We start from the raw sequence: 26,792 nt of genomic DNA on the forward strand, positions 1-26,792 counted from the left end.
GGTTGAATTGTCGTTCTTGATGACGATTCCGCTAGCCCTTTTTTTATAGGTATATAGCTGCTTTCAAGGCGCCTAAATTCTTGTCAAACCGGTAACTGTGTACTATAATGAGCAAAGATGTTTAGTGCTGTAAAGCATAGCAGGCACTTAGAGGCTTGTTTTGAAAATTAATGACTTTATAAGTTTTTCACTTATAAAAAGACTTAAATTTCACCGCGAAACGAGCTTGTGCCGTCAATGGACTGCGATAGTCGTTTACACTTGAGGAGGAGCTTTAGTTGAGTTTAAGATATTTGACTGCAGGGGAAACACATGGTCCCCAATTAACCGCAATTATTGAAGGATTGCCAAGCAATTTAAAAATTGATTTCGAGGAATTGAACTTTCAACTGCACCGTCGTCAGAAGGGTCATGGTCGTGGCCGCCGGATGCAAATTGAGAAAGATACCGCTAACATTGTTGGGGGCGTACGCCACGGCAAAACGACTGGTGCTCCTGTAGCGCTGATCGTTGCGAACAATGATTGGAAACACTGGACATCCGTCATGAATATTGAGCCGATCGAAGGCAGCGATGAAGAGAAGCGCCGCGTTCATCGTCCGCGTCCTGGTCATGCGGATTTGAATGGCGGACTTAAATATGATTTGAAGGATTTGCGTAATGTGCTTGAGCGCTCCAGTGCTCGTGAAACAGCTGCGCGTGTAGCTGTAGGAGCTGTAGCTCGTCAATTTCTTGCGGAATTCGGCATTAAAGTTGCTGGACAAGTTATTCGTATTGGCGATATCGAAGCACCTGCTAATCAGCTTCCTGTCGATGAATTGATCCGTTTGACTGAGGAATCTTCCGTTCGAGTCGTCGACAAGGAAACCGAACAGAAGATGACCGACTACATCGATCAAATTAAGGCAGAAGGCGATTCGATTGGCGGTATCGTGGAATGTATTATCGAAGGCGTGCCGATCGGTCTAGGCAGTCACGTACAGTGGGATCGCAAGCTCGATGGACGTATAGCGCAAGCAGTCGTATCGATCAATGCGTTCAAAGGCTGTGAGATCGGTATCGGCTTTGAAGCAGCAAAGCTTCGAGGCTCACAAGTACATGATGAGATTATGTATGATGCGGAACGCGGGTATCATCGTGCAACGAATAGACTCGGTGGCTTCGAGGGAGGCATGACGAACGGGGAGCAAATCGTCGTTCGCGGTGTAATGAAACCAATTCCTACGCTTTACAAGCCGCTTCGTAGTGTTGATATCGACACAAAAGAACCGTTTACGGCTCAAGTTGAGCGTTCAGACAGCTGCGCTGTGCCAGCGGCAAGCGTTGTAATGGAGCATGTTGTTGCTTGGGAAGTTGCTAAAGCATTCCTTGAAAAATTTGGCGGTGATTCCATTGAGGAAATTCGCGCTAACTTAAACAATTATCTCGAACAGCTAGGACGGTATTAAAAATGCGTGAGCTTACAGTTGATCTTGGTGACCGCTCTTATCCTATATACATTGGGGAGGGCCTCTTGAAGGAGGCATCCTCCTATTTCATAAAGCATGGTATTAGCCAGAAATCGCCGCTGCTCATCATTACTGATTCCAATATTGCTGGCATTCATTTGCAAACGCTTGAGTCAGAGCTTGCAGGCGCAGGTTTTAAAACATCAAGTGTAGTTGTTCCAGCTGGAGAAAGCTCAAAATCTCTAGGAATGCTCGAAAAGCTTGTCGCAAAAGCTTTGGAAGAGGGTCTCGACCGCAAGTCAGCTATCGTTGCGTTAGGTGGCGGTGTGGTTGGAGATCTTGCAGGTTTTGTAGCCGCTTCCTATATGCGGGGTATTAAATTCGTACAGGTTCCAACTACGATTTTGGCGCATGACAGCAGTGTAGGCGGAAAGGTTGCCGTCAATCATCCTCTTGCTAAAAATATTATCGGTGCTTTCCATCAGCCTGAGCTGGTGTTGTATGATTTGCACACGCTGCAAACACTTCCTCCTAGAGAAGTGAGCGCCGGCTTGTCGGAAGTGATCAAGCACGGACTTATTTGGGATGAAACATTTGTCGATTGGTGTGAAGAAAATGCAGGCAAGCTGCTCTCGCTGGATGCGGAAGCGCTTGGTTATGCCTTGTATAAGGGCTGCAGCGTGAAGGCGGCAGTCGTATCGAAGGATGAGCGTGAAAATGATTTAAGAGCAATCTTGAATTTGGGACATACGATTGGTCATGCTCTAGAAGCGGTGGCTGGATATGGCGAGCTATTGCATGGGGAAGCCATTTCAATTGGCATGGTGGGATCGGCTAAGCTTGGTATGCGATATGGCGCTCCTGAAGAGGTCTATACCGTGACGAAGCGCGTTCTTGCTAAAGCAGGACTGCCTGTGCGGTTGCCCGAGCATCTAGACGTAGACAAGATTATGGAAGCGATGATGCATGACAAGAAATTTGCTGAGGGTACGATGGTTTTTGTTGTGCCTACTGCAATTGGTCAAGTAGAGATTAAATCCGATGTTCGCATACAATGGGTACGTGAAATCGTAGAGCAATTAAAGCAGGAGGTGCAACAATAATGAGTGTTAGAGGAATTCGTGGTGCTATTACTGTCGAGGCTAATGAAGAACAGCCCATTTTGAATGCAACGATTGAAATGCTGAACGGAATCGTGGCAGATAATGAGATCGTGCCAGACGATATTTGCAGCGTGTTCGTGACGGTTACGAGCGATCTCGATGAGACATTCCCTGCTAGAGCTATTCGCCAAATGAAGGGCTGGGAGCTTGTTCCGCTGATGTGCGCGCTTGAAGTTCCGGTCAAAGGCAGTCTAGAGCGCTGCATTAGATTGATGGTACTTATTAACACGGACAAAACCCAAGCAGAGATTCGTCATGTTTATTTAAACGGCGCGCAAGCGCTTCGTCCTGATTTATCAAAAGCATAAAGCTTTAATTATTCTCATAACGATCAAATCCCTTTGTTGACGCACAGCCGTACGTTGTTGTATATTTAGTAACGTAAGTGAGAGTAGCAGAGCCGTTTTATGAGCTGAGCATAGATGAGTCGAGACTAGTTGAGAGAAGCAGAGTTAGGCAATGAGAGATACGCGAGTTTGAGAAGAAGCTGAACGATCTTTTGTGCATTTGCACTCAGGATTGTAAAAGTGCTGTTTCAACGTATCTACACATGCGTCTTTTCCGCTTACACACTTCCGTCATCATCTAAACCAACGCTCCTGCTCTGGCAGGAGCTTTTTTTGTTTTTATCAATAGATGTATTTACTACTAAGGGAGGTTGTTCGGAATGTCAAATGAGCTGCAGCACGTCACCCGTCTTGCCAGTCAGTACAATTTAATTCCAATCGTTCGCTATATGATGGCGGACACAGAAACACCAATTCGACTATTCCAGCATTTTGCGAAAGAGAATCATGCTTTTCTGCTGGAGAGCGTCGAGGGTGGCGCGAAATGGGCGCGTTATTCGTTTATTGGAACCGATCCATTCATGATGCTTTACGGTAAAAATGGCGAGATGGTGCTTGAGCATAACGGAGTGAAGCATGTGCTTAATGATAAGCCTATTGAGCTTCTAAAAGCTCACTTGCGTTCCTTCCGCAGCCCATCGCTTCCAGAGCTTCCTCCCTTCACAGGTGGAGCAATCGGATTTTTCGGTTATGATTTGCTGCAATACTATGAGAAGCTTCCTGCCCACCGCATCGATGACTTGAATATGAATGACATGCAGTTTATGTTTTGTGATCAAGTGATTGTGTTTGACCACTTCAAGCAGCAGCTGCAAATTGTCGGGAATGTTCATATTGCTGAAGGTTCAACGGATTCGGAAATCGCAAAGAGCTATGCAGCGGCTGTTGCCAAAATCGAAGCAACCATTGAACGCCTTCAGCAGCCTGTGACCATTCCAGTTACGACTGGACGCTCGATTGAAGTCGATTATGAATTAGGCGACGTTCAATCCAATGTGACCAAGGAGCAATTCATCTCAAACATTGAGCAGGCTAAGCAATACATTCGCGCTGGAGATATTTTTCAAGTCGTGCTATCACAGCGCTTTAGCATTGATACGGATGTTGATCCGCTTCATGTATACCGTGTGCTTCGGATGATGAATCCATCTCCTTATATGTATTATTTGAAAATGGGTGAGGAAGTTATTGTCGGCGCGTCGCCGGAAGCGCTAGTGAAAGTAACCGGAGATCGAGTTGAGACAAGACCAATTGCGGGTACAAGGCCGCGCGGCAAGACACCGGAAGAGGATAAGGCTTATGAGGTTGAACTGCTTGCGGATGAGAAGGAGCGTGCCGAGCATTTGATGCTGGTTGATCTCGGTCGTAATGATATTGGACGCGTATCCGAATTTGGATCGGTAAAATGTGATTCGTTTATGGAAATCGAGCGTTATTCCCACGTCATGCATATCGTATCGAATGTGTCTGGCAAGCTGCATAAGGACAAAGACTTTTTTGATGCTTTCGTCTCTTGCTTGCCGGCAGGCACCGTCTCTGGCGCACCTAAGCTGAGAGCGATGGAAATTATTGCGGAGCTAGAAAATGAAGCGCGCGGTGCATATGCAGGCGCCATCGGATATTTGGGCTTTGGCGGTACGATGGATACATGTATTACGATTCGTACAATTATTTTCAAGCACGGCAAAGCGTATGTCCAAGCAGGAGCGGGAATCGTTTGGGATTCTGTGCCTGAGAGCGAATATTTGGAGACAGTAAATAAGGCGAAAGGCAGCCTTAAAGCCATTCGTGCTGCTGAAGCGATTTTTGCACAGCCGAAGAGCGCGCCGGATAGTTTCAATTCCATTAATACAGATTATTACGTCAAGGTCGGAGAGGGGCTTGGTCAATAATGCAGGCAACCGAAACGATATCGATGCAGCAGGCGTTGAACCAGCTTATTGGCGGCTCAAGTCTAACAAGAGAGCAAGCGAAAAAGGTGATGAACATCATCATGAGCGGTGAAGCAACACCGGTGCAAATAGCTGGCGTAGTAACCGCGATGAGGATGAAAGGCGAGACGAAGGATGAAATAACCGGCTTCGCTGAAGCGATGCGCGCGCATTCGAGTCAACTCCATACCGAGCAAGAGGGTTTGCTCGATACATGTGGTACCGGCGGGTCGGGTATTCATAAATTTAACATCTCGACCGCATCCTCCATTATCGCTGCGGCGGCAGGCATTCGAGTCGCCAAGCATGGCAATCGCGCGATGTCTGGGAAAACTGGCAGCGCTGATGTGCTGGAGGCACTCGGCGTACAGATTACGATTACTCCTGAACAAGCCGCAAAGTGCTTAGAGGATATCGGCATTTGCTTTATGTTCGCGCAGTTGTATCATCCATCGCTTCGTCATGCTTCTGTTCCTCGGCGTGAGCTTGGCATTCGAACTATTTTCAACATGCTTGGTCCGCTTACTAATCCCGCAGGAGCTGACAGACAGCTCCTTGGCTTATACGACCGGACTCGCACATCCACTGTTGCTGAGGTACTTGGCGAGCTTGGACTGAAACGTGCGATGGTGGTAAGCAGTCATGATGGACTTGATGAAATTAGCATATCTGCACCTACACAAATTTCTGAGCTATTAAACGGAACTGTCAGAACCTATGATGTCACGCCAGAGGAGCTAGGACTATCACGCTGGTCAATCGCGGATGTAATGGGTGGCGAGCCGGATGTTAACGCAGCACTTATTCGGACTATTTTCTCAGGAGAGCAGCGCGGCGCTTATCGTGATATCGTGCTTGCGAATGCAGGAGCATGTATTTATGTAGGCGGGAAGGCAAATTCGCTACGCGAGGGTGCAGCGATTGCAGCCCAGGTAATCGATTCTGGTGAGGCCCAGCAGAAGCTCGTTAGTCTTATTCATACGACAGGAGAGTTGGCAAATGTTTCTAGATAAAATAGTAGCAACAAAACGAACTGAGGTTGAGGAGCTCGCCGCTCGCTTTGACCTTGCAAAGGTTGAGAAACAAATCTCCGAGCTTGAACTTTGCCGTGGCTTTGAACATGCATTATCGGCAGCTGGTCGCAACAGAAGTATGGGACTTATTGCTGAGGTTAAGAAGGCATCGCCTTCTAAAGGGCTGATTCGTGCTGATTTTGAGCCGACAACGCTTGCGGCAGAATATGAAGCTGCTGGTACGGATTGTATATCGGTATTGACGGATCGTGATTACTTTCAAGGATCTAATGCATTTCTACAAGCGGTTAAAAAGACGGTAAAGGTTCCTCTATTAAGAAAAGATTTTACGATTGACTATCGTCAAATTTATGAGGCTAGATTGATCGGTGCTGATGCGATCTTGCTGATCGCAGCTATTATGACGCCGTCACAGCTTGGCGAGTTTCATGATCTTGCGAAGTCAATTGGGATGGATGTTCTCGTAGAAGTGCACAACCAAGAAGAGCTAGAAGGCGTTCTTGAGCTGGACAAAGCAACGCTCATCGGCATTAATAACCGTGATTTGAAATCATTCGTAACGGATTTGAAAACGACAGAAGCATTAATTGGACTTATGCCGAAAAATGTCACCGTTATTAGTGAGAGTGGAATTGCGGGCAACAGCGATATGGATTACTTGCAGTCAATAGGCGCACATGGCGTACTGATCGGTGAGTATTTTATGCGTCATGAGCTAGTAGGACAATCGGTTAATGATTTAATGGGTGCGGTAACTGTTCGATGAAGCAGCAGCCGCGTATCAAAATTTGTGGTCTGATGGATGTGCAAACCATTCAACAGATGGACGGCTTGCCCATTCACGAAATCGGCTTCGTATTTGCTCCAAGCAAGCGGCTGGTAGATAAGACGACCGCATCGCAGCTTATATCAGCAGTTTGGCAGTTAAAGGCAGCTGGCGGTGAGCGTCCGAGGACGGTAGGCGTATTCGTAAATGAAACTTTTGCGAATTTGCAAAACCTTTTGTCAGAAGCCCCATTAGATGTGGTTCAATTGCATGGCAATGAATCGGCAGCTTTTTGCCAAATGGTGCGTGAGCAGTTGAACGTTCAAGTATGGAAAGTATTTTCCATGAAAAAGGATGCAGAAGGTAATGTGCCAATTACAGCTCTAGAGCGGTTAACTCCTTACCAAGCAGCTGTTGATGCCGTGCTGATAGACGCACCTGGCGGCGGCACTGGTCAAACCTTTGATTGGGAAGCGATAGAAGAATATAATCAAGCAGCTGAAAAGCTTGGCATTACACTTTATGTAGCAGGTGGTCTGCATGAAGGAAATGTGCAAGAGCTGCTGAGGACATATGCTCCAAGCGGGATTGATGTATCAAGCGGTGTTGAGACGGATGGACGAAAAGATATCGAAAAAATCCGATTATTTGTTAGAAGGGTGATGGAAGCATGACACAAGTACCAGATGAGAATGGACGCTTCGGTAAATTTGGCGGCAGATATGTACCAGAAACATTAATGACTGCATTGTTAGAGCTAGAGGAGGCTTACCAGCATTATTCCAAGGATCAAGCGTTTCAAGACGAGGTTCGTTATTTATTGCATAAATACTCGGGTCGACCGACTTCACTGTATTATGCAGAGCGTCTAAGCGAACATCTTGGTGGCGCAAAAATTTACTTAAAACGTGAAGACCTGAACCATACAGGGGCACATAAAATTAATAATACAATCGGACAAGGCGTACTTGCCAAGCGAATGGGAAAATCAAAAATAATTGCAGAAACGGGCGCTGGACAGCATGGCGTAGCTTCGGCAACGATTGCTGCTTTGCTTGGGCTTGAATGTAAAGTATTTATGGGCGAGGAAGATATGAAGCGTCAGCAGCTTAATGTTTTCCGCATGCAGCTGCTTGGCTCAGAGGTTGTGCCTGTACTATCAGGTACGAGGACACTTAAGGATGCTTGCAATGAAACCCTTCGTTACTGGGTCAGCCATGTTGAGGATACGTATTACATTTTGGGTTCTGTTACTGGCCCGCATCCTTATCCGATGATGGTTCGCGATTTCCAACGCATTATTGGCGATGAGGCTCGTAAACAAATATTGACTGAAGAAGGCAGATTGCCGGATTATGTTGTAGCAGCTGTTGGCGGAGGCAGCAACGCGATGGGTATTTTCTACCCGTTCATTAATGATGACAGCGTGAAGCTGCTAGGCGTTGAGGCTGCAGGTCGCGGCGTGGATACGATAGAGCATGCAGCTACAATGACCAAAGGACGTCATGGTGTATTCCAGGGCTCGATGAGCTATGTGCTGCAGGATGAGTATGGACAGGTTCAACCTGCACATTCGATTTCAGCGGGGCTTGATTATCCTGGTATTGGACCAGAGCATGCATATTTGAAAGACTCCGGACGCGCTGAATATGTACCAGTAACGGATGCTGAGGCACTTGATGCCTTGCAATTGCTATCCCGCACGGAAGGTATCATTCCAGCTCTAGAATCGGCTCATGCAATCGCTCAGACGATTAAGCTTGCGCCAACGCTTGATAAAGACAAAGTAGTCGTTGTCAGCTTATCCGGACGCGGAGACAAGGACGTAGAAGCGATTATGGGTTATTTGGGGGTAAATAAGCATGAATCTCATTGATACAGCATTTGCAAGGCTAAAGTCTGAAGGCAAAACGGCGTTAATTCCTTTTGTTACGATGGGTGATCCTGATCTTGCTACTTCGGTTGCTATCATCCAAACCTTGGAGAAAGCGGGCGCTGATATGATCGAGCTTGGCGTACCGTATTCCGATCCTCTTGCGGATGGTCCCGTTATTCAGCGTGCATCCGAGAGAGCATTGCGTCACAATAGCATCACAATAAAGGATTGTATTGAAATAGCTGAGCAATCGCGTGAGGCCGGCGTCAAAATTCCGTTTATATTGTTCACTTATTACAACCCGGTGTTTCAGTTTGGACTTGAAGCGTTTTTCGAGCTTGTTCAGAGCAAAGGCATCAGCGGTCTTATTATTCCTGACTTGCCGATCGAAGAGGATGAAGAAGTTAGACAGCTTGCGGAAGCGGCTAATGTTCATCTTATTCCACTTGTTGCACCAACATCGAAGGATCGCGTTACGCGCATTTCACGCAAAGCAAAAGGGTTTGTATACTGCGTGTCATCACTTGGCGTAACAGGCGTGAGAGCTGATTTTCATACGGGCATTGATGAATTTCTTTCGATGGTTCGCGAGGCTACCGATTTGCCAATCGCTGTAGGCTTTGGTATTTCAAGCCGCGAGCAGGTTGCTCGCTTTGAAAAGCAGTGTGACGGCGTAATCGTGGGCAGCGCGATTGTTCGTACAATAGAAGAAGCTATTCCATTGCTGAACGATGTTAATAATCGTGAAGCGGGACTTAAGCAAATCGGCGATTTTGTTGCTCAGCTTAAAGGGTAAGCGGATTTTTTGACAAAAGGCACTTATGCATTGCTGACGTGGCTTATTAATGACATAGCAAATTAGAAATGGCGGAAAGCTCCCTAGACTTGTTCTAGGAGAGCTTTTTTGTTTTTTTGGGATAGTTGGGGGGGGGAACGGACATAGAAGCCGTTATTACGACATAATAGCGTTCAAACGCATTGAATATTTTGAAATAAGGGATGTTATGTCCGTTGGGTCGAGTAAAAGCAAGATAATCAGCAAATAAGGTCTCTGGTGTCCGTTATTCGAATCAGAACCCTTGTTTTAAATGAATTGAACCTGCTGAGTAATGAGTTCGTCAATCATAAATCACAAATTCGCAATAATCTTGAGCAATAGACTAATCTTGTATTAAAAAAACTTTAAAACCTAACACAGATATGAGACAATGGATGTCGAGTAATGAGACTAGTCAATTATAAAAGAGGTGAACGGCTCATGCAGCCCAAAAGTAATATCGTCCACCTTCCCGTCTATCAACCTGGAAAGCCGGTTGAAGATGTAAAGAGGGAGCTAGGGTTAAAAGAAGTCATCAAACTTGCATCTAATGAAAATCCGTTTGGCTGTTCTGAGCAAGTGAAAGCGGCGGTCATTGAAGAATTGGGCAATTTTAATATTTATCCAGATGGTGCGAGCGTTGAACTAACGGCTGCACTTGCGGAAGAGCTTGGCGTAGATACTAACCAAATTATTTTTGGCACAGGCTCGAGTGAAATTATTCTTATGATCAATAGAGCGTTTATCGTTCCTGGTGACGAAACGATTATGGCGGATGAAACTTTCCCGCAATACAAGCATAATGCAGAAATTGAGAATGCAACGATCGTAGAGGTTCCTCTTAAAGATGGCAAACATGATTTGCCTGCAATGCTGGCTAAAATTACTGCACGTACAAAAATCATTTGGATTTGCAATCCGAACAACCCAACAGGTACCATTGTGACGCTGCCGGAACTGTCTGAGTTTCTGAAGCAAGTGCCAACGAACGTACTGGTCGTACTTGATGAAGCTTACGGGGAATATATCGATGATCCACAGTTTCCAGATGGGATACAATTGCTGCGCGAGCACAGCAATTTAGTCGTTCTTCGGACCTTCTCAAAAATTTACGGTTTAGCAGCATTGCGGATTGGTTATGGCGTTGGCCATCCAGACGTGATTCGTTTTACCAATCAGGTGCGTGAGCCATTCAATACGTCACGAGCAGCGCAAGCAGCAGCGAAAGCTGCATTAGCGGACAAAGCTTTTATAGCTTACTGCCGTGATCAAAATAAACAAGGCTTAACTTATTTATCCGAACAATTTGATCGCTTAGGCTTAACCTACTACCCTGCTTACGGTAATTTTGTAATGGTCGATGTGAACCGTCCATCACCAGAGGTGTTCGACGGTTTACTGCGCAGAGGGATTATTTCAAGACCGCGCTGGACGTACTACCCAAATCATATTCGGATTACAGTGGGTACGAGCGAGCAAAATGAAAAATTCATTACGGCATTAGAACAGGTTTTGCAGGAAGCGGCGGTGCAAGGATAAAGTTATGACGACTGTAGCGATTTTTGGAGTAGGGCTGATCGGTGGTTCGATCGCCCTTTGTTTTAAAGGAAAACCAGATATTACGGTAATCGGGCATTCGAATCGTCCCTCGCAGGTAGAGAAATATGTGCAGCGGGGTGTGGTTGATTATGCGACTACGTCAATGCAAGAAGCGGCCGAGCGAGCTGACTTTATATTCGTTTGTGTACCGGTCGGCAATATAGAGGAATATATCGAGAAGCTGAGTGCTTTTAAATTAAAGCCAGGCTGTATTATTACGGACGCTGGGAGTACAAAGGCTTCTGTTATGGCATGTGCGAAATCGCTAGATTTTGGACAAGCTACATTTATTGGCGGGCATCCGATGGCGGGCTCTGAGCGAACTGGAGTTGAAGCAGCGTCTTCGCATTTATACGAGAATGCCTTCTATGTGCTAACACCTGATGATCATACACCTGAGGAAGCAGTCGAGCGCTTAGTTGATCTTCTTAGCCATACGAAAGCGAATATCGTAAAAGTTGACGCGAAAAAGCATGATGAGATTGCAGGTGCGATCAGCCATTTGCCGCATATCATTGCCGTTTCGCTTGTCAATCAAATTCGTGGATATAACGAAAATAATGAGCTATATGAATCGTTAGCAGCAGGGGGCTTCCGCGATATTACACGGATAGCATCAAGTGATTCGATTATTTGGCGTGATATATTAATTAATAATCGGAAGGTTTTGCTTGAGCTGCTGCGCGATTGGAGCAAAGAAACGGATAAATTTGTGTCCATGTTGGAGAGCTCTGACGGTAATGCAATTGCAGAAGCTTTTGAAACAGCGGGTCAATTCCGAAGCAAAATGCCTGAGCGCCGTAAAGGCATGATTCATTCTGCTTTTGACTGTTACGTCGATATTCCAGATCATCCTGGTATTATTGGTAAAATCACGAGCGAACTTGGGAACAGTCTTATCAACTTGAGCAACATTCATATTATTGAAAGCAGGGAGGACGTGCCGGGCGTTCTAAGACTTTCATTCCGGAGCCAAGAGTACTTGGATCAAGCGGTAATTGTACTTACTGCTAAAGGATATGACGTACACCTTTAATCGGGTGTTCGTCATTTTTGGTTTAAAAAAGCGTTTACAATTAATCTAAAACAAAATGAAAACGCTTGTTGACAAAATGGAAGCGTATACATATAATAAAGGTACAGTATGGTTTCTCTCCACTCCTATCCAAATCCTATAGTGCTCATCATGAGTACGGACCACCCTTCGGGGTGGTTTTTTTTTGAAAAAAGGTACCTCGATTTTACTAGAAATTGATTTTGTTTAACTTATTAATTGTAATTGTCTCCATCTAAATAAAATGGTCAAAAACCATAAAGAAAGTTGTCATTCGGAAGCATCAGAAGTCAACTGGTTTAGTTTAATGCAGACAGTGGCGAAGCTTTCATACCGTCCAGGACCACAAATGTAGGGGGCCAATGCTTGGCAATTCCGGCGAAAGGTGCAATCCGTTCCACCATCTCTGGATAACTTGCACCCCATTGAAATGCCTGAATGCCTCCCATGGACCACCCAACTATGGGAGCAATCTTTTGAATTCCGAATTTTTCGGTCACCAGCCGATGCTGTAATCTAACGTTATCATAGATGGTAACCTGTGGAAAAAAAGTCCTATCGAATGGGGGAGGCGTGTTACTGGGATACGAAGATAATCCTTTGCCCAGCGCATTTGAAACGGTTTTCAAACAAGGTGTATTTAGCTTTGATATGAATGGGGAAATCCATGAGATTCATAAGGATGAAGAAATTCCATACGATATCCTGGAAACGCTCTGGCGTGATCAAAAGCAAAATGTGATCGATAATCCCTATGGCTTCTGTAGGGCATGTGTAAATGGTAATTGCCCATATGCAGAAGAACCTATCTGTTTAACCTGTAACGGCGGCAGCCCATGTAAAGACTTAGTTGTAGGTCTCTCTAACATGGAACTCAGAGCGCATTTAAAGCAGGTTCATGAGGCTCGCAAAGCTGCTTGGAGCGTCCGCTAATGCTTAGCGTATAAAATCTTCAAAATGTTGGCTCTACCCCTATCAGTTATAATCCAGGCTTGAAAATCATGTCGCAAAAAATGCACCTCTTAGCATTCATCAGTTAAGCCCGCTGGGCTTTTGCCACATGAATATTCTAAGGGGTGCACTTTGGTTTCAAAAAAGGTAATTACATGTTGAAGTTAGTCATAAAACGATTGATAATCGCTGCAACTTCAGCACGCGACACGATACCCTTCGGATCAAGTAGCCCTTTCCCTTTACCGTAAAGTAAATGGTTGTTTACGGACCACTTCATCGCATCAGTTGCCCAAGTTGAGATTTGGTTTGCATCTGTGAATGCGGATAAGGACTGACTAGCGTTAACATTTAATTTGTTAGCTTTTGCATAATTGAAGAACAACTGTGCAAGCTGTTCACGAGTGATTGCCTGATCTGGAGCAAAATGAGTACTATCAACCCCATTTACGATGTGATTTTGACTTGCCCAAGCTATTGCATCACTGTAATAAGCATTCTTAATCACATCTTTGAAGTGAGTTGACCCTGCATTAGGCTTACCAGCTAAGCGGTGCATAACCGTAACCAGCATACCACGAGTCATGGTTCCGTCTGGGCTAAACGTATTTGCCGCTGTACCCGTGAACAATTCACGTTCTACAACATAGTTAATGGATGAAGACGCCCAGTGGTTTGTAACATCATTAAACCTAACAGCTGGTTTAGTAGGCTCAGTTGGTTCCGTTGGAATGATCTCAAAGGTCACAACAACCTGATCAGAAGATTTCAGACCAGTCAATACAGTGAGTGCTCCTTTAGATACCCCATTGATTGTTACATCTTTCACTTGATAGCCTTTATCTGGAGTTATTGTAACCGTTCCGTTTGAAGATGCCGCAACAGTTCCTCCGCTGCCTGAAACGGAAGCATACGGCTTATTAGATCCATTATCCGGCACGCTGATAATAGGGTATGCCTTCACAATAAAGGTATACTGTTTATCTTCACTTTTCTCACCGCGAGTTATCGTTGCAGTCAACGTGACAGTCATATCATCCATGCCAGCGGATGGACGTGTAACTACCGCATTATTGTTATCGATGCGAATGACATTCACATTACTGCTCTTCCATACAATCCCTGTTCCGTGCACGCCTTCAGAAGGAAGGGCAACATTACTGGTAATCGCACTTGTATTACCAAGTGTTGACGTTACATTAGCAATCGTATCGGTAATTGCCTGCTCGTCACTGAATGCCGCTACATTAACAAAGATCGGGTTGGAGTAAAACCACAAGCCTGCATAGCTACGGTCGTTAATATTATTGAAACGTTCTTCGTTCTCCTGCTCAGTTGGAGTATTTGAATAGTCATACGATTTATCTTTTAAAGGCTCGCCGTTAGTTGTGAAGCCTTCAACATCTGTACCCAGGTTCGTACCGCGCAAACGATAATAGCGGTTTTTATCTGCGGGCACTTTATAGGAGACCGTATAATAGCCCTCAGCATCTGGTTGTCCCCAATCTTCTTTCGTAAAACGTTTAATCACTTTCGTCGTTTCATTTGTTGTATTACTAGCATATTCACTTTTGTCTATCTTGCCAGTCACTTCTCCAGAGATTAGATCAACATGATCGACATTTACATTATTAGTAACAGTCGATTCATGCGCAGTAATTTGTTCATAGTTATTATGGTCTGGACTCTTGAAGCGAATCGATATTGTCGTAAGATCCCCTTCTGTTACTTGAAGATTCTCACCCATCTCAGCTTGATTGCCATTTCCAGCTACTTTAAAGTCAAGATCATTGATGAGATCGCCATAAACAGAGTAGGATTTACCGGAACGCATACCATTTACAACATCCTTAAAGGTATTACCCTCGACCCAAGTATAGTTTCTTGAGTATTCACTAGGCCAGTAACCACTTGAATACTTTCGATTGCTGCTCACCTTAAAATGGAAGTCAGAATTCGTAAAATTCCAGAAGTGGCGACCTTCACCAAGCATAGCATCCCACATGCCGCCGACTTTTGCGACCATAACGTCAGCTCCACCGTAGATGTCATCTAATTCCGCTCTATTCTTACCGGCTGCCATCTGGTTACCCGGCATCCCTTCCATACTAAACACGATTTCAGGAGCAACATCATTCATCTTGCGAAGGTCCTCGATCGTGACAACACCCGTCGAGTCGCCATTATGTCTAGAAGGATGATTAAACATCACATAGCTCTCTGGGTAATTCTTTTTCAGCCACTCAATGGCTTCGACAGTTTTACTTTTATCAGGCTTCAAATCATTCTTAGCAGGTCTTGGTCCCCACTTTGCAGCCTCATCTAAATTAAATCTAGCTGGAGCTGTATCGTAGCTGTACAACCACTCGAATTCGTGAATACCCTCAATCGGCACTTCATTACTTTTAGAATCAATAATACCTACAGAACCATGATCCAAACCCATCATGTCCCACTCAAAACCAGAGTAAATCAATTTATCTTTATATTTTCCAGCATCTTTGAGCTGTGTAATCTTGTCCTGCTGATCTTTAATCGCATCCCAACGAGCAGTTAATTTAGCCTTGCCCTCTGGGTCTCGCGGTGAATCGCGAAGATGATCCGATAGCATTACGAAATCAAAAGGATTCCCGTACTTCAGTGAAATACCTGCTGCAGAAGGAAAATCATTAAGATTTTCTCGAAATGCTGCGTCGAGTACATTTTTCATTTCCACATATTGCTCCGATGCATCAGCCGATTGTATGGTATGCACGTGTAATTCCCCTGACATCCACTTTCCAGTTGTATTAGCGGAAGGAGTAATCTCTGCTGCAGACACCGTTGCCAAACCCTGTGTGAGCACTAAAAAGGCAGCTGAGGTGCAAATTAAAGACTTAAGCTTGCTGTTCATGTTTTTGTAATCTCCTTATGTTGAAGTAAGTTATAGATTTCATTATAGAGGTACATTGTAAATTTACATGTTACAGAATTGCAGTGGTTTGTAAAAAAAACTGCTGAGTAACAATAAAAATTGTTAAAAATATAATATTTAAATAAATAATATTATCGTTTTGAGGAAGTTTTAATAAAATGAATGATAATTTAAGTTAGGGTAAGCGACAACTTGAGAGAGCTCTAATATCGTAGTAGAATATGGGCAGCAAGATCAGGAGGTTCACTAACTATGGAATTTTCTTCTATTGGAAGACCCAGCAATATTCCTATATCGAATCGAACATTTCGCAATTGATCCTGAAATGCGGGGAAATAGCATGGGTTCACGTTGTCTACAAAAGTTCAGTGATAGTCACAATCTGGTCATTTTAGGGGTAACGCCATATTCTAAAAAATGACTCTACTTAGGTGTACAATATAAGCCTCTAGAATCGATTCTAAGGCTCTTTTCGAGCTCAGAGAGACATAATAACCCCTAATTCAGCTGTGTTTTTCGAGAACGTGGCTTTTTCAGTGCTCTCCATATGAGGTAGCTTTTTAATGAATGTAACTCTACAGGTTCAGGACAGGACTCTCCACTCCTATCCAAATCCTACAGTGCTCATCATGAGTACGGACCACCCTTCGGGGTGGTTTTTTTTTGCTTATGAATTGGCCTGTCTGCCAAAGGCTGCGGTATGCGACTCAAAACATATGGTTGAGTCATTTTTGACTTGGTATGTAAAAATACGGAAATGTCAGATTCGGTGAAGGTAATCGTAAATACCTGCCAGACGTTAATTATCATGCAGAGGCGCTCTTTTTTATTCAAAGTCCAAATTAATGAATCTACAGGAATGCTAACGGGTAACGATAGTTCAACAATTAAGGAGCAGATTGCTGCGGCAGCTGTTCCTTTCTTTGTTAATCTTACGGGCAGGATAGTCCCAAAATGTGGTATTGTATGGAAAGTGAATATAACGAGAATTCGACCGATAGAAGGGGGAGTTGCTGTGACTAAATTATTACAAACTTCATGTGGATTTCATACGGAGTCAATTAAAAGCACCTTTTTGAATTTAGTGGATGGAGAAGTTAGTCACTTAAAAGCTAGTATCATTACAACTGCTTCACCTAAAAAAGAGAATAACAGGTTCGCACAAAAAGCCAAAGCAGACTTTAGTGCGATGGGAATTCGGAATGTTGATTTTATTGATTTAGAGTTCGATAATCCAGAATTACTTACTCAGAAAGATGTAATATATATAAGCGGTGGGAATCCATTCAATTTATTATTTCATACGATTAAAAGTGGAGCCCATGACATTTTAAAAAAATTAGCAGCGCAGAACATAGTTATTGTAGGAGTAAGTGCTGATGCGCTACTACTTGGACCGAACATTAAAATCGTACAATTCTTCACCCCTGAAATGAACACATTGAATATGAACGATTTTACTGCATTAGACATAACTGACAAACTCATTTTTCCTCATTACGATAGAGAAGATTTGTTTAAGGATGATGCTGGTAGAACTATAGAAGAAAGAATAAGGGATTTTGAAACCCTTCAAAATTGTGAAGTTACAAGATTGAATGATGACCAATCAATACTAATATTAACATAACTTATTCTAAGTGAGGACATCACTGTTTCATTGGAAAGCGATTCAACTAACGGGTGACGATAGTTGAACAATCACCAGGGCGAAGTTACCGACATGAAATGGTAGCCTTGTTGAGCTAATTCGCACAAGAGTGCAGCAATTTAAGGGGGGGGGGGGGTGTTATGAACAGAGGAGCATATGTAAAAAGGGCTTTAAATTCAATTCCAATATTACTGATTATACTTTTAATATTGATGCTAATCACTAAGCCTTCTGATGAAAAATTTGAGAATTGGCTTGTACAAGAATACGGGATTAATTGTGACTATGTTGAATATGAAGATGTATGCTTTAAAGATAGAGAGAAAATAAGATTCAAATCTTCGCATATTAGGGATATAGGGATATTCGTTTCGTATGAATTAAACTACGAATTTGAAAGCGGGAAAAAAGTAACCTTTAGGACACTCGGTATCCTAGGAGTACTCTTCCAAATGAATGACGGTTATTTATGGGAGGAATTTCTAAATTAAATTGTGCTATTTTTAATCAGCAACCGCTAAGCTAACAGTTACGATAGTGGAATAACATACATGATGAGCAGGCGCTGAGGTGGCCTGCTCATTGTATTAGCGCAATAACTTTAAAGAAGTATTAATAGTAAATACTTCAATCTCTAGTGGAGGAACAAGAATGATTTTCTTTGATTTAGATGGGACCCTTCTAGATTTTAAGGGTGCAGAGTTCTTAGCCGTGCATGAGTTTCACAACCAATACAGCTCTTTATTCAATTTTACTGTTAATCAAAATGATTTTTATCAAGAATGGTGCAATATCGGAAAAAAACATTATTCACGGTTTTTACAAGGCGAGTTGTCCTTTGAGCAACAACAAATCGAAAGGATAAAAGAACTTATGGGCGAGCTTCAGGATAGTGAAGCTGTGGGGCATTTTCAATATTATTTAAAGAGTTTCGAAAACAATTGGAAGCCCTATGAAGATGTTATCCCTTGTCTTCAGAAATTAAAAGGTTATCGTCTAGGTATTATTACGAATGGTGATCTAAATCAACAAAGACAGAAGCTTGAACGAATGGGAATTTCGGATCACTTCGAAGTTTTGATTGCCTCAGGGGACGTTGGATTCTCTAAGCCAAATACAAGGATTTTTAAAATAGCATCTGAAATTGCTGGTAAACACCTGCACGAGATAACATACATAGGTGATGATTTTTCGTCAGATATCGCTCCTTGTGAAAAGCTCAATATGAGAGGTATCTGGTTAAACAGGCGGAATGAACGTCTTGAAAGGCCTGTTGAGCGAACGATAACGACTTTAAATGAACTCTATGAACATCTATCATAAATCTCATCACAATAAAGATTGCTTGCGGCATGATTGTTACGCTAACGGGTAACGATAGTTGAATAATTCACATGGATGAGCAGGCGCTGAGGTGGCCTGCTCATTTTATTAAGCTAACGGGCAGTATAGTTCCAAGATGTGGTATTATTGATGCGTGAATGTTAGTGTTGATAGGGGGGGGGATTGTTGATGAACCGATGGGTTGTGCTCAGAGTTATCGGATTTGGCGCATTGACTTATTTTCTCCTTAGGTATACCGTAGACGAGCATTTTAATTTGTACGACATGATACCAGTCGCCATACTAGCTGGAATTGCAGTAAATGAAATTTTCATTAGAAGACGAAAGTTGAATAATAACCCTCCCCCGTTCAGATAGCCTTTGAGCTAACGGGTAACGATAGTTGAACACCAGAAGGGCTGCCGCGTGATACCTCTTCGTTACGCTAACGGGCAGGATAGCACAACAAGATAAGATTATTTTCTAATTCAATTTTACGCCTTATTATAATAAATTTACAGACTATTCCATTATCCGTATAGTTGCTACAATCTCTATTGTAGCTTCCAAAGATGGAAAAAACATTCACAGTATGAACGAAATCATTGTATGGAGGGAAACGCATGTCACAAGAAGATAAACTCGGACAAATAGTCATTCTGAACGGCAATCCGCGTGCTGGGAAGTCCAGCATTGCCACCGCGATCCAGAATATGTTTGAGGGTGTATGGATGAACGTGGGGGGCAGTCAGTTCAAGAAAATGACCCCTGAACGCTACCAGCCTGGGATCTCGCTTCGGCCCGGAGGAGAATGCCCTGAACTTGAGCCTCTCATTGTGACCCTGTATCAAGCCATGTATGAAGCCATTGCTGCACACAGCCGTCTGGGACTGAATGTCGTGGTGGATGTCTGGCACCACGATGCTTATTCGATTCCGCGGGGGATTCTTCCGAGCTGTGCCCGGATCCTGAGTGGACTGCCTGTTTTGTTTGTGGGTGTACGATGCCCATTAGAGGTCGTCATGCAGCGGCGGATCGCTACCTGGAATTCCGGCTACGAAGAGGACGGATCTGTGCCAAAGCCAGTGAGATTGTGGCAGCAGGCTGTCCATATGCCTGGTATCTATGACCTGGAGGTTGACACCTCGGTGCTCAGTTCTGAAGAGTGTGCCGCCCTGATCCGCCAGCGCCTCGAAGAGGAGCCACCGCCCTCAGCTTTCCAGCGTCTTGAGGTTTAGAGCAGGAACTTCTATTCATTACAATCAAGGGGGAAGCAAATGTTACAGGTAGATAAGCCCGGACAGATTATTATTTTAAACGGGACTCCGCGGTCAGGGAAGTCCAGTATTGCCACTGTGATTCAGAATACGTTCGAGGGTGTGTGGATGAACATGGGAGTCGACCGGTTCATGCAGATGACCCCTGAACGCTACCGGCCAGGGATTGGGCTTCGGCCAGGTGGGGAACGCCCCGACCTTGAGCCACTCATTGTGACCCTTTATCAAGCCATGTATGAGGCTATTGCTGCGCACAGCCGCCTGGGGCTGAATGTTGTAGTTGATGTCGGTCACCACGATGCTTATTCGATCCCGCGGGGGATTCTTCCCAGCTGTGCCCGGATCCTGAGTGGACTGCCGATTTTGTTTGTGGGTGTGCGATGCCCATTAGAGGTTGTCATGCAGCGGCGGATCGCTACCTGGAATTCCGGCTACGAAGAGGACGGATCTGTGCCAAAGCCGGTGAGATTGTGGCAGCAGGCTGTCCATATGCCTGGTATCTATGACCTGGAGGTTGACACCTCGGTGCTCAGTTCCGAAGAGTGTGCCGCCCTGATCCGCCAGCGCCTCGAAGAGGAGCCACCGCCCTCAGCTTTCCAGCGTCTTGAGGCCATGACTTAGGTGTGGAGTATCCACTCTGAAACGACTCGGAAAGCGGAACAGTCGTATTATCTACCAGGTATGGCTGGGGTCAGACTACGTAAGATATTAAGCCTGAACCCCCGTTTCTATTCAATTATAGGGTAACGATAGTTGAAAAACACACATGTATGAGCAGGCGCTACAGTGGCCTGCTCATTTTATTAAGCTAACGGGTACGATAGTGGAGGAGCATGCTTCGGCAGCTCCTCTTTTTTCTTGCATAAATTGGAAATGTGTGCGTTAAACAGAGTGATTTTCCATAATAAAGGGCATTCTTAATGGAAACTAAATTTCCAGTAGGTGAGTGCTTATGTTTTTTCGAAAGATTGTCATAGCGATTGCCATCTTTTTCATTGTATATCATCCAGTTGAATCCATTCATGGCTCGATGAAGGTGCTAGCGAAAGTTGCTTTTATGCGGGACGGTAACGTATGGGTATATGTGAATGGTACGGAGATTCAGGTATCGAAATCGGGGAGGGCGATGGGCCCGGCTTGGTCCGTTGATGGAAAGTTACTTTCCTATGTAGAAGAAGATGGAGGGGACCCGCCTCAGCAGAGCGTTCATATCTATGATGTCAGCGCCAAGAAAACGATTAAAATCTATAAAAGAGGGTATATGCCGAAGTGGTCTCCCAGCGGTGAAATTCTCGCTTATAAAGACGGTACCGTTCTTAACGTTTCCGACTTCAAGCAATTCAATAACGCTGCAATTGGAGTTGGTGAATATATCTGGATTCCTGACGGTAGCGGATTCATCTTATCAAAGAGTGGCGCTCTCACGCCGGAAGGATGGACGGGAGGGTTACTTTATAGGAAGGTTCTTCCACGGAATTGGGCGGAGGCGGGGTATTTGGAGAATGTAGACAAATTCCTTATGCTGCCGAATGAGATATCAAGTAACGGTTCAAAGATTATTGCGATCGATCCCAGTAATTTTTCTTTTTCACCGAGTGGCCGCTGGCTTTCTTTTGTTGTATCACCGACCGCATCTTGGTCTATGGACAGCAATATGGTTTGCGCGATCTCATCGGACGGCCATCAATTTGAAGTATTGGATGAGATCATTCTGGAAGTCGGACTTCCGAAATGGGCGCCATCGAAAGACAATTTAGCGTATATTGCAGGGGGAGGAAGACTGGTGTTCGGATTTAAGGATAAAGATTTAAAAACGAAGGAATTCCCTGCATTCGCAACCTATACGCCCGAGAACTATGCCGACTTGGATTTCGCATGGAAGGATGACAATACGATCTTTGTCTCCCGAATTAAAGAAGCGGAATGGTCGAATGACTTTTCTATGCATCCTCTTCCGGTTTTATTTGTTATAGACACAGTCTCGGGTAAGCAAAGCCAAATTACGGGTCCTCCGGAAGGATATGCTGATTACAGTCCCAATTACATCCGTTCCGCCGATAAAATGATTTGGATACGACGAAAATATTATTATAAAGACGCTAATATCTGGCTTGCCAATCCTGACGGAAGTGAAGCAAGCCTATGGCTGAAAAATGCCGATTCACCGGTAATTTATTCGCCGAAGCTTTAATGTGAGGTTGGTTTTCAGACGACATAAAAATAAACGTAATCAGATCCCCGACATTTATTGGGGATTTTTTAAAAAGCTCATTATGTTTGTGTTATGAGTGCGGGCCACCCCGCTATTTCCCCCCATTTGAAATGTATCTCTGTAACTTTATTGGGAATTATTTTTTTCAATTATGAGTTCTGTCATTATTCTTTTGTCCAGAGGTTCTAATCCAATTTCAAATGCGATTGCCAGTTGGTTAAGAAGATCGTCAAAACTGCCATATTTATTATCGGTTTTCGGTAACGGTATCTTTTATCAGAGCAGGGGCCATATCGCCGTCATTAACATGAGCCGGTGTAATCGATAGCGCCATAGGTAGCTCTCTTGTGGTATCAATGTCAAGATGAAGCTTGTAGCCGAACCACTTGACTTTGTTGCGGAAGGAGTCGAACTTCGCACCCCAGTTGGCATTTCCAGTCAGTTCATTGTCATCTCGGCGAAGACGCGGATTAACGTCGCTACCGAAGGAGCTTCCCGATCAAGCCGAAGCCTGCATTGGTAATTGAAGCGAAGATCCACGTCCAAACGGCGATGCAGGCCGGTAAATGTATCGATGTTCTCAAGCGGTGCTGCAAGTAAGGCGAGAAGAATCCCTTGTCTGCGATGTCCATCAGCACCTCGGTATGAGTTGCACTCAATTCTTTGGCAAAAGGATGCAAGTTACAGGCGCTGAAGAAGATAGGCAGTCGTTCTTTGGATTCAAGTTTTTACAGTTTGATAAAGGAAAATAGGCTTTCTTGGAGAATATACAAGTGATTTCACTTGCTTGGCTCGTTTTCGGGTTGGTTACTTGAAAACTTCTCCAAGTCAGGGTGAAGTCTCTTTATTATGCTCAGAAAACCTTATGGTTCGAGGGCTTTGATTATTGCAAAATGCTCCTTCATAAAAAAAGAGAAAGAGTAGAAGATAATATATTTTTAATATGAACTATTGTAAGCGCTGTTATAGTTTAAGTAATATAGAGGTTCAGCTAACTAATGTTGAATATAAAGGAGGAACGACCATGCGTTTCCGTCATTTTCATTCCATTGTAGTCCAACTCTTTTGGTTCTGCTTTATCGGCATGACGCTCCCCGTTCTGGTCATGGGTTTTTTGTCTTATCATAAATCGTCCTCTATCGTAGAGGAACAAGTCAGTAAGGTAGCCTCGCTTACTATTACACAGGTGAGTGACAAGCTGAACCTTTATTTCAAAAAGCTTGATGATTCGTCCATGATGGTGTTAAACAGTAAGGTCATCCACAATATTTTGAAGGAACAATCGAAAGAGAAGTTGTATGAAACCACACTCAAGATTCAAGATGGACAAGACATTCTAACATCCATCATGATCAATTCATCAGAAATTCTCGATATCTACATATTCGATGTGAACCGCAACAATTCGGTTTTAAGCTCGGACTCCTTGGTGTCTCTGGATCAATGGGATTCCGACTGGTATAAAGCAATATTGGAAGCGAATGGTAATGCCGTTTGGTTCGGACTCTCTCAAAGCTCTTATTTAAAGAAAACGGAAATGGGGTTTCCTGTATTCGGCCTTGGCCGCGCCATACGAAGCTGGGAAACCGGCGACATTATCGGCGTGATGTTCTTTGAGATTATGGGCGAGGTTCTGATCGATGAGCTTAACCGTGTTCAATTTGGGGATACGGGTTACATCTACGTCACTAATGACAAGAACCGTTATTTCTATCATCCGGATTCTAATCAGTATGGAAAGGAGTCCAAGATCATCCTTCCTTCGCAAGCGACGGAATATAACAAAGACAATAAAAGCACGCTGGTCATTCCGGAACGCCTGTATAACGGCTGGGATGTGGTTGGGGTTGTACCTCTGGAGGAACTGACAGCTGACTCGGCCAGTATCCGGAAATTCACGATGTGGATTGCACTTTGCTGCATCCTTTCTGCAATAGGCATGGGGTATTTCGTAACCTTTAAAATCGGTAATCCGTTAGTTAATCTGAGCCGATTGATGCGTAAAGGCGAGAACGGCGACCTGACCGTCCGGAGCAAAATTGTCGGCCGGAACGAGATTGGGCAGCTGGGCCGCAGTTTTAATAAAATGATCAAACAGATCGATCTGTTAATCGCCCGAATCGCCAAGGAGGAATCAGAGAAAAAAAAGGCGGAGGTTCGAGCGCTCCGCTATCAGATTAACCCTCACTTTCTTTATAATACGCTGAACTCGATAAGGTGGATGGCTAAATTAAACCGGACCAATGATGTCGACAACGCCGTCACTACGCTGGTTCAATTATTGGAAGGCAGTCTTGAACGGAATGGCGTTTTCATTCCGCTCGGGGAGGAGCTTGAACTGCTCCAAAAATATATGATCATTCAAGAATACCGTTATGATAACAAAATCAGCTTAAACATCCATTGTCGGGAGGAGCTCAAAAAAATACAAATTCCACGAATGCTGCTTCAGCCTATCGTCGAGAACGCTATTTTCCATGGGATCGCTCCAAAGGATGCTGATGGATCGATTGATATCGAAGTCGAACAACACGGACAAAATATCGTGATCCAAATAACAGACGACGGTATCGGAATAGATGAGGGAAGGCTTCATCAACTGAAAATGAACGATAAAGAACGCAGCTATAAAGGGATGACCAATATCGGGCTGAATCATGTTCATCAGACCATCCAGTTATATTACGGAAATATATACGGCCTCAGCATCTCAAGCATCAAAAACGAAGGGACAAAGGTGCTTATTACGATTGCCGATCCAAAGGAGGAGACCTATGTACAGAGTGCTATTGGTTGATGACGAGAAGCTAGCGCGAACCGGGCTTCGTACCACTTTTGATTGGGAGAGACATGGATTTACATTGGTTGGTGAAGCATCAAACGGGCAAAATGCAATGAAATGGATTCAGAGTAAAGAGATTGATATATTGATCACCGACATTGCTATGCCTGTAATGGATGGACTCGAGCTCACGCGCAAGACTAAAGAATTATGTCCTTGGGTCAAGGTGTTGCTGCTCAGCTGTCATAATGATTTTGAATATGTACGGGAAGGAATCCGGTTAGGGGCCAGCGATTACATCTTGAAGCCGACACTGAACTCGGATTCACTCACAACGGTTCTGAATCAAATGAAAAAAAAGCTTCAGGAAGAAAGCGAGAACAGACAAATCGTTCAGCAGTTTGAAGACCAACAGCTTGCTAATAAGCTGAAAATGCTGGAGAAGACATTTTGCAAGGCGCTCTGCGGTGACCCGGCTGCTATCGAACGAATAAAGACAGAATGCCCGGAAGAAAGCTACCGTATTGCCGCTTTGGGGATCAACGTATTTGGCAAAACGGATGCTGAAAGGAATGATCTCCTAACGGAGCTGGGAGAAGTACTCAAACAGGTACTCTATCAAGCATTTGGTTCCTTTGTGTCGGTCATGCTTCGTCCGGACTTGATTTTGACTGCTCTTCCTGTACACCCAAACTCGCATGTCATGTTTTATGAGCTTATCGAGCAGTTTTCGCAGCATACGGAGTCAAACCTATTGCACGTATCCATAGGACTCAGCGTCGTTTATGAGAATTATCTTGACCTTCAGAATGCCTACATGGAGGCGGTGAAAGTGCTCGCGGTCGGTTTCTTCCGCGGACCGTGCCGCTTGCTTGCTGCTGAGGAGCAAACGGACTCCATTTCGGCATCGCCTTATCCTTTTGCGGCAGCATTACACGAACTCAAAGAGTCGCTAACGATGGGCTTTCATTCTAGATCGGAACAAATGATAAATGAAATCATGAAGCATTGGTTACCGCAATATCGATCGAAAGAGGAAGTGCTGCAGGAAGCAGAGGAATTGCTTAGCCTGTTTGCCGTATTCAAGGACACGGATTCTTCCATCATCCGGAAAATTCGGGAGCTCGGCAGGCTTGGTTATGTCACTGAGGTCATTCAACATGTGAAAGATGGCTACCAAACAATCGTAGGCGGTGAAGACTCTCCGCTGCCGGATAAAACATTGCACCAAAGGATTGTAATGGAGGCCGCTGCTTATATCAAGAGCCATTATAGGGAATCGATCTCCCTGCAGGAAGTGGCTGATGCGGTAAATGTAAGCAGGAATTATTTCAGCGAAATGTTCAAACGTGTGACAGGAGAGAACTTCATCGACCACCTGATCGCCTTGCGCGTAAAGAAAGCGAAGGAGCTGCTGCAAGGATCATCGCTCAAGGTGTATGAGGTAGCCGAGCAGTCCGGTTTTAACGACGTAAAATATTTTAGCAAGCAATTTAAAAAGATCGTAGGAGTATCTCCAGTCGAATTTCAAGGTTTGTTGCGAAAATAAAATAATGCTAATTGCGGAAAACAAGACACTCTTTCGGAACATAAACCGTTCAAACCCACTTTGACAATGAACTATAATTAAAGCGCTTACAAAATATT

The 26,792-nt window shown here is 44.2% G+C and carries 24 protein-coding genes and 1 pseudogene; 21 read left to right on the top strand and 4 right to left on the bottom strand.

The window, feature by feature from the left end:
• The first annotated feature begins 278 nt into the window (after window positions 1-278).
• From aroC to AC787_RS08530, 11 genes are all read left to right on the top strand, one after another.
• Entirely contained in the window at window positions 279-1,448 is a 1,170-nt protein-coding gene (gene aroC, locus AC787_RS08480) for a chorismate synthase (RefSeq protein WP_054024378.1), read from the top strand.
• 2 nt (window positions 1,449-1,450) lie between these two features.
• On the top strand, window positions 1,451-2,551 hold the full coding sequence (gene aroB, locus AC787_RS08485; RefSeq protein ID WP_054024379.1) for a 3-dehydroquinate synthase: 1,101 nt from the start codon (window positions 1,451-1,453) through the stop codon (window positions 2,549-2,551).
• Complete coding sequence (gene aroH, locus AC787_RS08490; RefSeq protein ID WP_054024380.1) at window positions 2,551-2,919, top strand: chorismate mutase; 369 nt, start codon at window positions 2,551-2,553, stop codon at window positions 2,917-2,919. The genes aroB and aroH overlap by 1 nt, the downstream gene beginning before the upstream one ends.
• 359 nt (window positions 2,920-3,278) lie before the next feature.
• Window positions 3,279-4,850 (top strand): anthranilate synthase component I, encoded by a 1,572-nt coding sequence (trpE, locus tag AC787_RS08495; RefSeq protein ID WP_054024381.1) that lies wholly within the window; start codon window positions 3,279-3,281, stop codon window positions 4,848-4,850.
• Window positions 4,850-5,902 carry an anthranilate phosphoribosyltransferase gene (gene trpD / locus AC787_RS08500; RefSeq protein WP_054024382.1) on the top strand — a complete coding sequence of 351 codons (1,053 nt, stop codon included), beginning with the start codon at window positions 4,850-4,852 and terminating at the stop codon, window positions 5,900-5,902. The genes trpE and trpD overlap by 1 nt, the downstream gene beginning before the upstream one ends.
• On the top strand, window positions 5,889-6,689 hold the full coding sequence (trpC, locus tag AC787_RS08505; RefSeq protein ID WP_054024383.1) for an indole-3-glycerol phosphate synthase TrpC: 801 nt from the start codon (window positions 5,889-5,891) through the stop codon (window positions 6,687-6,689). The genes trpD and trpC overlap by 14 nt, the downstream gene beginning before the upstream one ends.
• Window positions 6,686-7,363 (top strand): phosphoribosylanthranilate isomerase, encoded by a 678-nt coding sequence (locus AC787_RS08510; RefSeq protein ID WP_054024384.1) that lies wholly within the window; start codon window positions 6,686-6,688, stop codon window positions 7,361-7,363. The genes trpC and AC787_RS08510 overlap by 4 nt, the downstream gene beginning before the upstream one ends.
• Window positions 7,360-8,565, top strand: a complete 1,206-nt coding sequence (trpB, locus tag AC787_RS08515) for a tryptophan synthase subunit beta (protein ID WP_054024385.1) — start codon at window positions 7,360-7,362, stop codon at window positions 8,563-8,565. Before AC787_RS08510 ends, trpB begins: the two co-directional genes overlap by 4 nt.
• Complete coding sequence (gene trpA, locus AC787_RS08520; protein ID WP_054024386.1) at window positions 8,552-9,361, top strand: tryptophan synthase subunit alpha; 810 nt, start codon at window positions 8,552-8,554, stop codon at window positions 9,359-9,361. Before trpB ends, trpA begins: the two co-directional genes overlap by 14 nt.
• Window positions 9,362-9,823: 462 nt before the next feature.
• The gene (hisC, locus tag AC787_RS08525; protein ID WP_054024387.1) at window positions 9,824-10,921 is read left to right on the top strand and encodes a histidinol-phosphate transaminase; all 1,098 of its coding nucleotides are present in this window, start codon (window positions 9,824-9,826) and stop codon (window positions 10,919-10,921) included.
• A gap of 4 nt (window positions 10,922-10,925) precedes the next feature.
• A complete protein-coding gene (locus tag AC787_RS08530; protein WP_054024388.1) occupies window positions 10,926-12,017 on the top strand; it encodes a prephenate dehydrogenase in 1,092 nt (363 codons plus the stop codon).
• Window positions 12,018-12,340: 323 nt separating this feature from the next.
• Here the strand turns inward: AC787_RS08530 and AC787_RS33125 are convergent.
• Window positions 12,341-12,655: pseudogene (locus AC787_RS33125) on the bottom strand (alpha/beta fold hydrolase); the annotation flags it as partial.
• On the opposite strand from AC787_RS33125, the gene AC787_RS08535 reads away from it, so the two are divergent.
• Complete coding sequence (locus AC787_RS08535; protein WP_054024389.1) at window positions 12,609-12,968, top strand: hypothetical protein; 360 nt, start codon at window positions 12,609-12,611, stop codon at window positions 12,966-12,968. The pseudogene AC787_RS33125 and the gene AC787_RS08535 overlap by 47 nt on opposite strands.
• 169 nt (window positions 12,969-13,137) lie before the next feature.
• Here the strand turns inward: AC787_RS08535 and AC787_RS08540 are convergent, their stop codons facing one another.
• Entirely contained in the window at window positions 13,138-15,879 is a 2,742-nt protein-coding gene (locus tag AC787_RS08540; RefSeq protein WP_054024390.1) for an S-layer homology domain-containing protein, read from the bottom strand.
• Between the two features lie 790 nt (window positions 15,880-16,669).
• Here AC787_RS08540 and AC787_RS08550 point away from each other — a divergent pair.
• The 7 genes from AC787_RS08550 to AC787_RS08580 all read left to right on the top strand — a co-directional run bounded on the left by AC787_RS08550 (window position 16,670) and on the right by AC787_RS08580 (window position 22,342).
• Window positions 16,670-17,530 (top strand): Type 1 glutamine amidotransferase-like domain-containing protein, encoded by an 861-nt coding sequence (locus tag AC787_RS08550; protein ID WP_235560929.1) that lies wholly within the window; start codon window positions 16,670-16,672, stop codon window positions 17,528-17,530.
• A 161-nt stretch (window positions 17,531-17,691) separates the two neighbouring features.
• Entirely contained in the window at window positions 17,692-18,042 is a 351-nt protein-coding gene (locus AC787_RS08555) for a hypothetical protein (RefSeq protein WP_054024392.1), read from the top strand.
• A 160-nt stretch (window positions 18,043-18,202) separates the two neighbouring features.
• The gene (locus AC787_RS08560) at window positions 18,203-18,874 is read left to right on the top strand and encodes an HAD family hydrolase (protein WP_054024393.1); all 672 of its coding nucleotides are present in this window, start codon (window positions 18,203-18,205) and stop codon (window positions 18,872-18,874) included.
• A 186-nt stretch (window positions 18,875-19,060) separates the two neighbouring features.
• Entirely contained in the window at window positions 19,061-19,252 is a 192-nt protein-coding gene (locus tag AC787_RS08565) for a hypothetical protein (protein ID WP_152970602.1), read from the top strand.
• 245 nt (window positions 19,253-19,497) lie between these two features.
• Window positions 19,498-20,112 carry a chloramphenicol phosphotransferase CPT family protein gene (locus AC787_RS08570; RefSeq protein ID WP_054024395.1) on the top strand — a complete coding sequence of 205 codons (615 nt, stop codon included), beginning with the start codon at window positions 19,498-19,500 and terminating at the stop codon, window positions 20,110-20,112.
• A gap of 39 nt (window positions 20,113-20,151) precedes the next feature.
• The gene (locus tag AC787_RS08575) at window positions 20,152-20,772 is read left to right on the top strand and encodes a chloramphenicol phosphotransferase CPT family protein (RefSeq protein WP_054024396.1); all 621 of its coding nucleotides are present in this window, start codon (window positions 20,152-20,154) and stop codon (window positions 20,770-20,772) included.
• Between the two features lie 331 nt (window positions 20,773-21,103).
• Window positions 21,104-22,342, top strand: a complete 1,239-nt coding sequence (locus AC787_RS08580; RefSeq protein ID WP_054024397.1) for a TolB family protein — start codon at window positions 21,104-21,106, stop codon at window positions 22,340-22,342.
• Window positions 22,343-22,610: 268 nt separating this feature from the next.
• Here AC787_RS08580 and AC787_RS35185 read toward each other — a convergent pair whose 3' ends face one another.
• Together AC787_RS35185 and AC787_RS35190 are read right to left on the bottom strand one after the other, a co-directional pair.
• Window positions 22,611-22,805, bottom strand: coding sequence for a transposase (locus AC787_RS35185; protein ID WP_321166143.1), 195 nt, complete (start codon window positions 22,803-22,805; stop codon window positions 22,611-22,613).
• Complete coding sequence (locus AC787_RS35190; protein WP_321166144.1) at window positions 22,802-23,023, bottom strand: transposase; 222 nt, start codon at window positions 23,021-23,023, stop codon at window positions 22,802-22,804. The genes AC787_RS35185 and AC787_RS35190 overlap by 4 nt, the downstream gene beginning before the upstream one ends.
• 364 nt (window positions 23,024-23,387) lie before the next feature.
• Between AC787_RS35190 and AC787_RS08590 the strand changes: the two genes are divergently transcribed.
• A complete protein-coding gene (locus AC787_RS08590) occupies window positions 23,388-25,160 on the top strand; it encodes a sensor histidine kinase (RefSeq protein WP_054024399.1) in 1,773 nt (590 codons plus the stop codon).
• A complete protein-coding gene (locus AC787_RS08595) occupies window positions 25,138-26,694 on the top strand; it encodes a response regulator (protein ID WP_054024400.1) in 1,557 nt (518 codons plus the stop codon). The genes AC787_RS08590 and AC787_RS08595 overlap by 23 nt, the downstream gene beginning before the upstream one ends.
• Window positions 26,695-26,792: the final 98 nt, after the last annotated feature.

Source organism: Bacillus sp. FJAT-28004 (assembly GCF_001280845.1).
Classification (GTDB): domain Bacteria; phylum Bacillota; class Bacilli; order Paenibacillales; family Paenibacillaceae; genus Pristimantibacillus.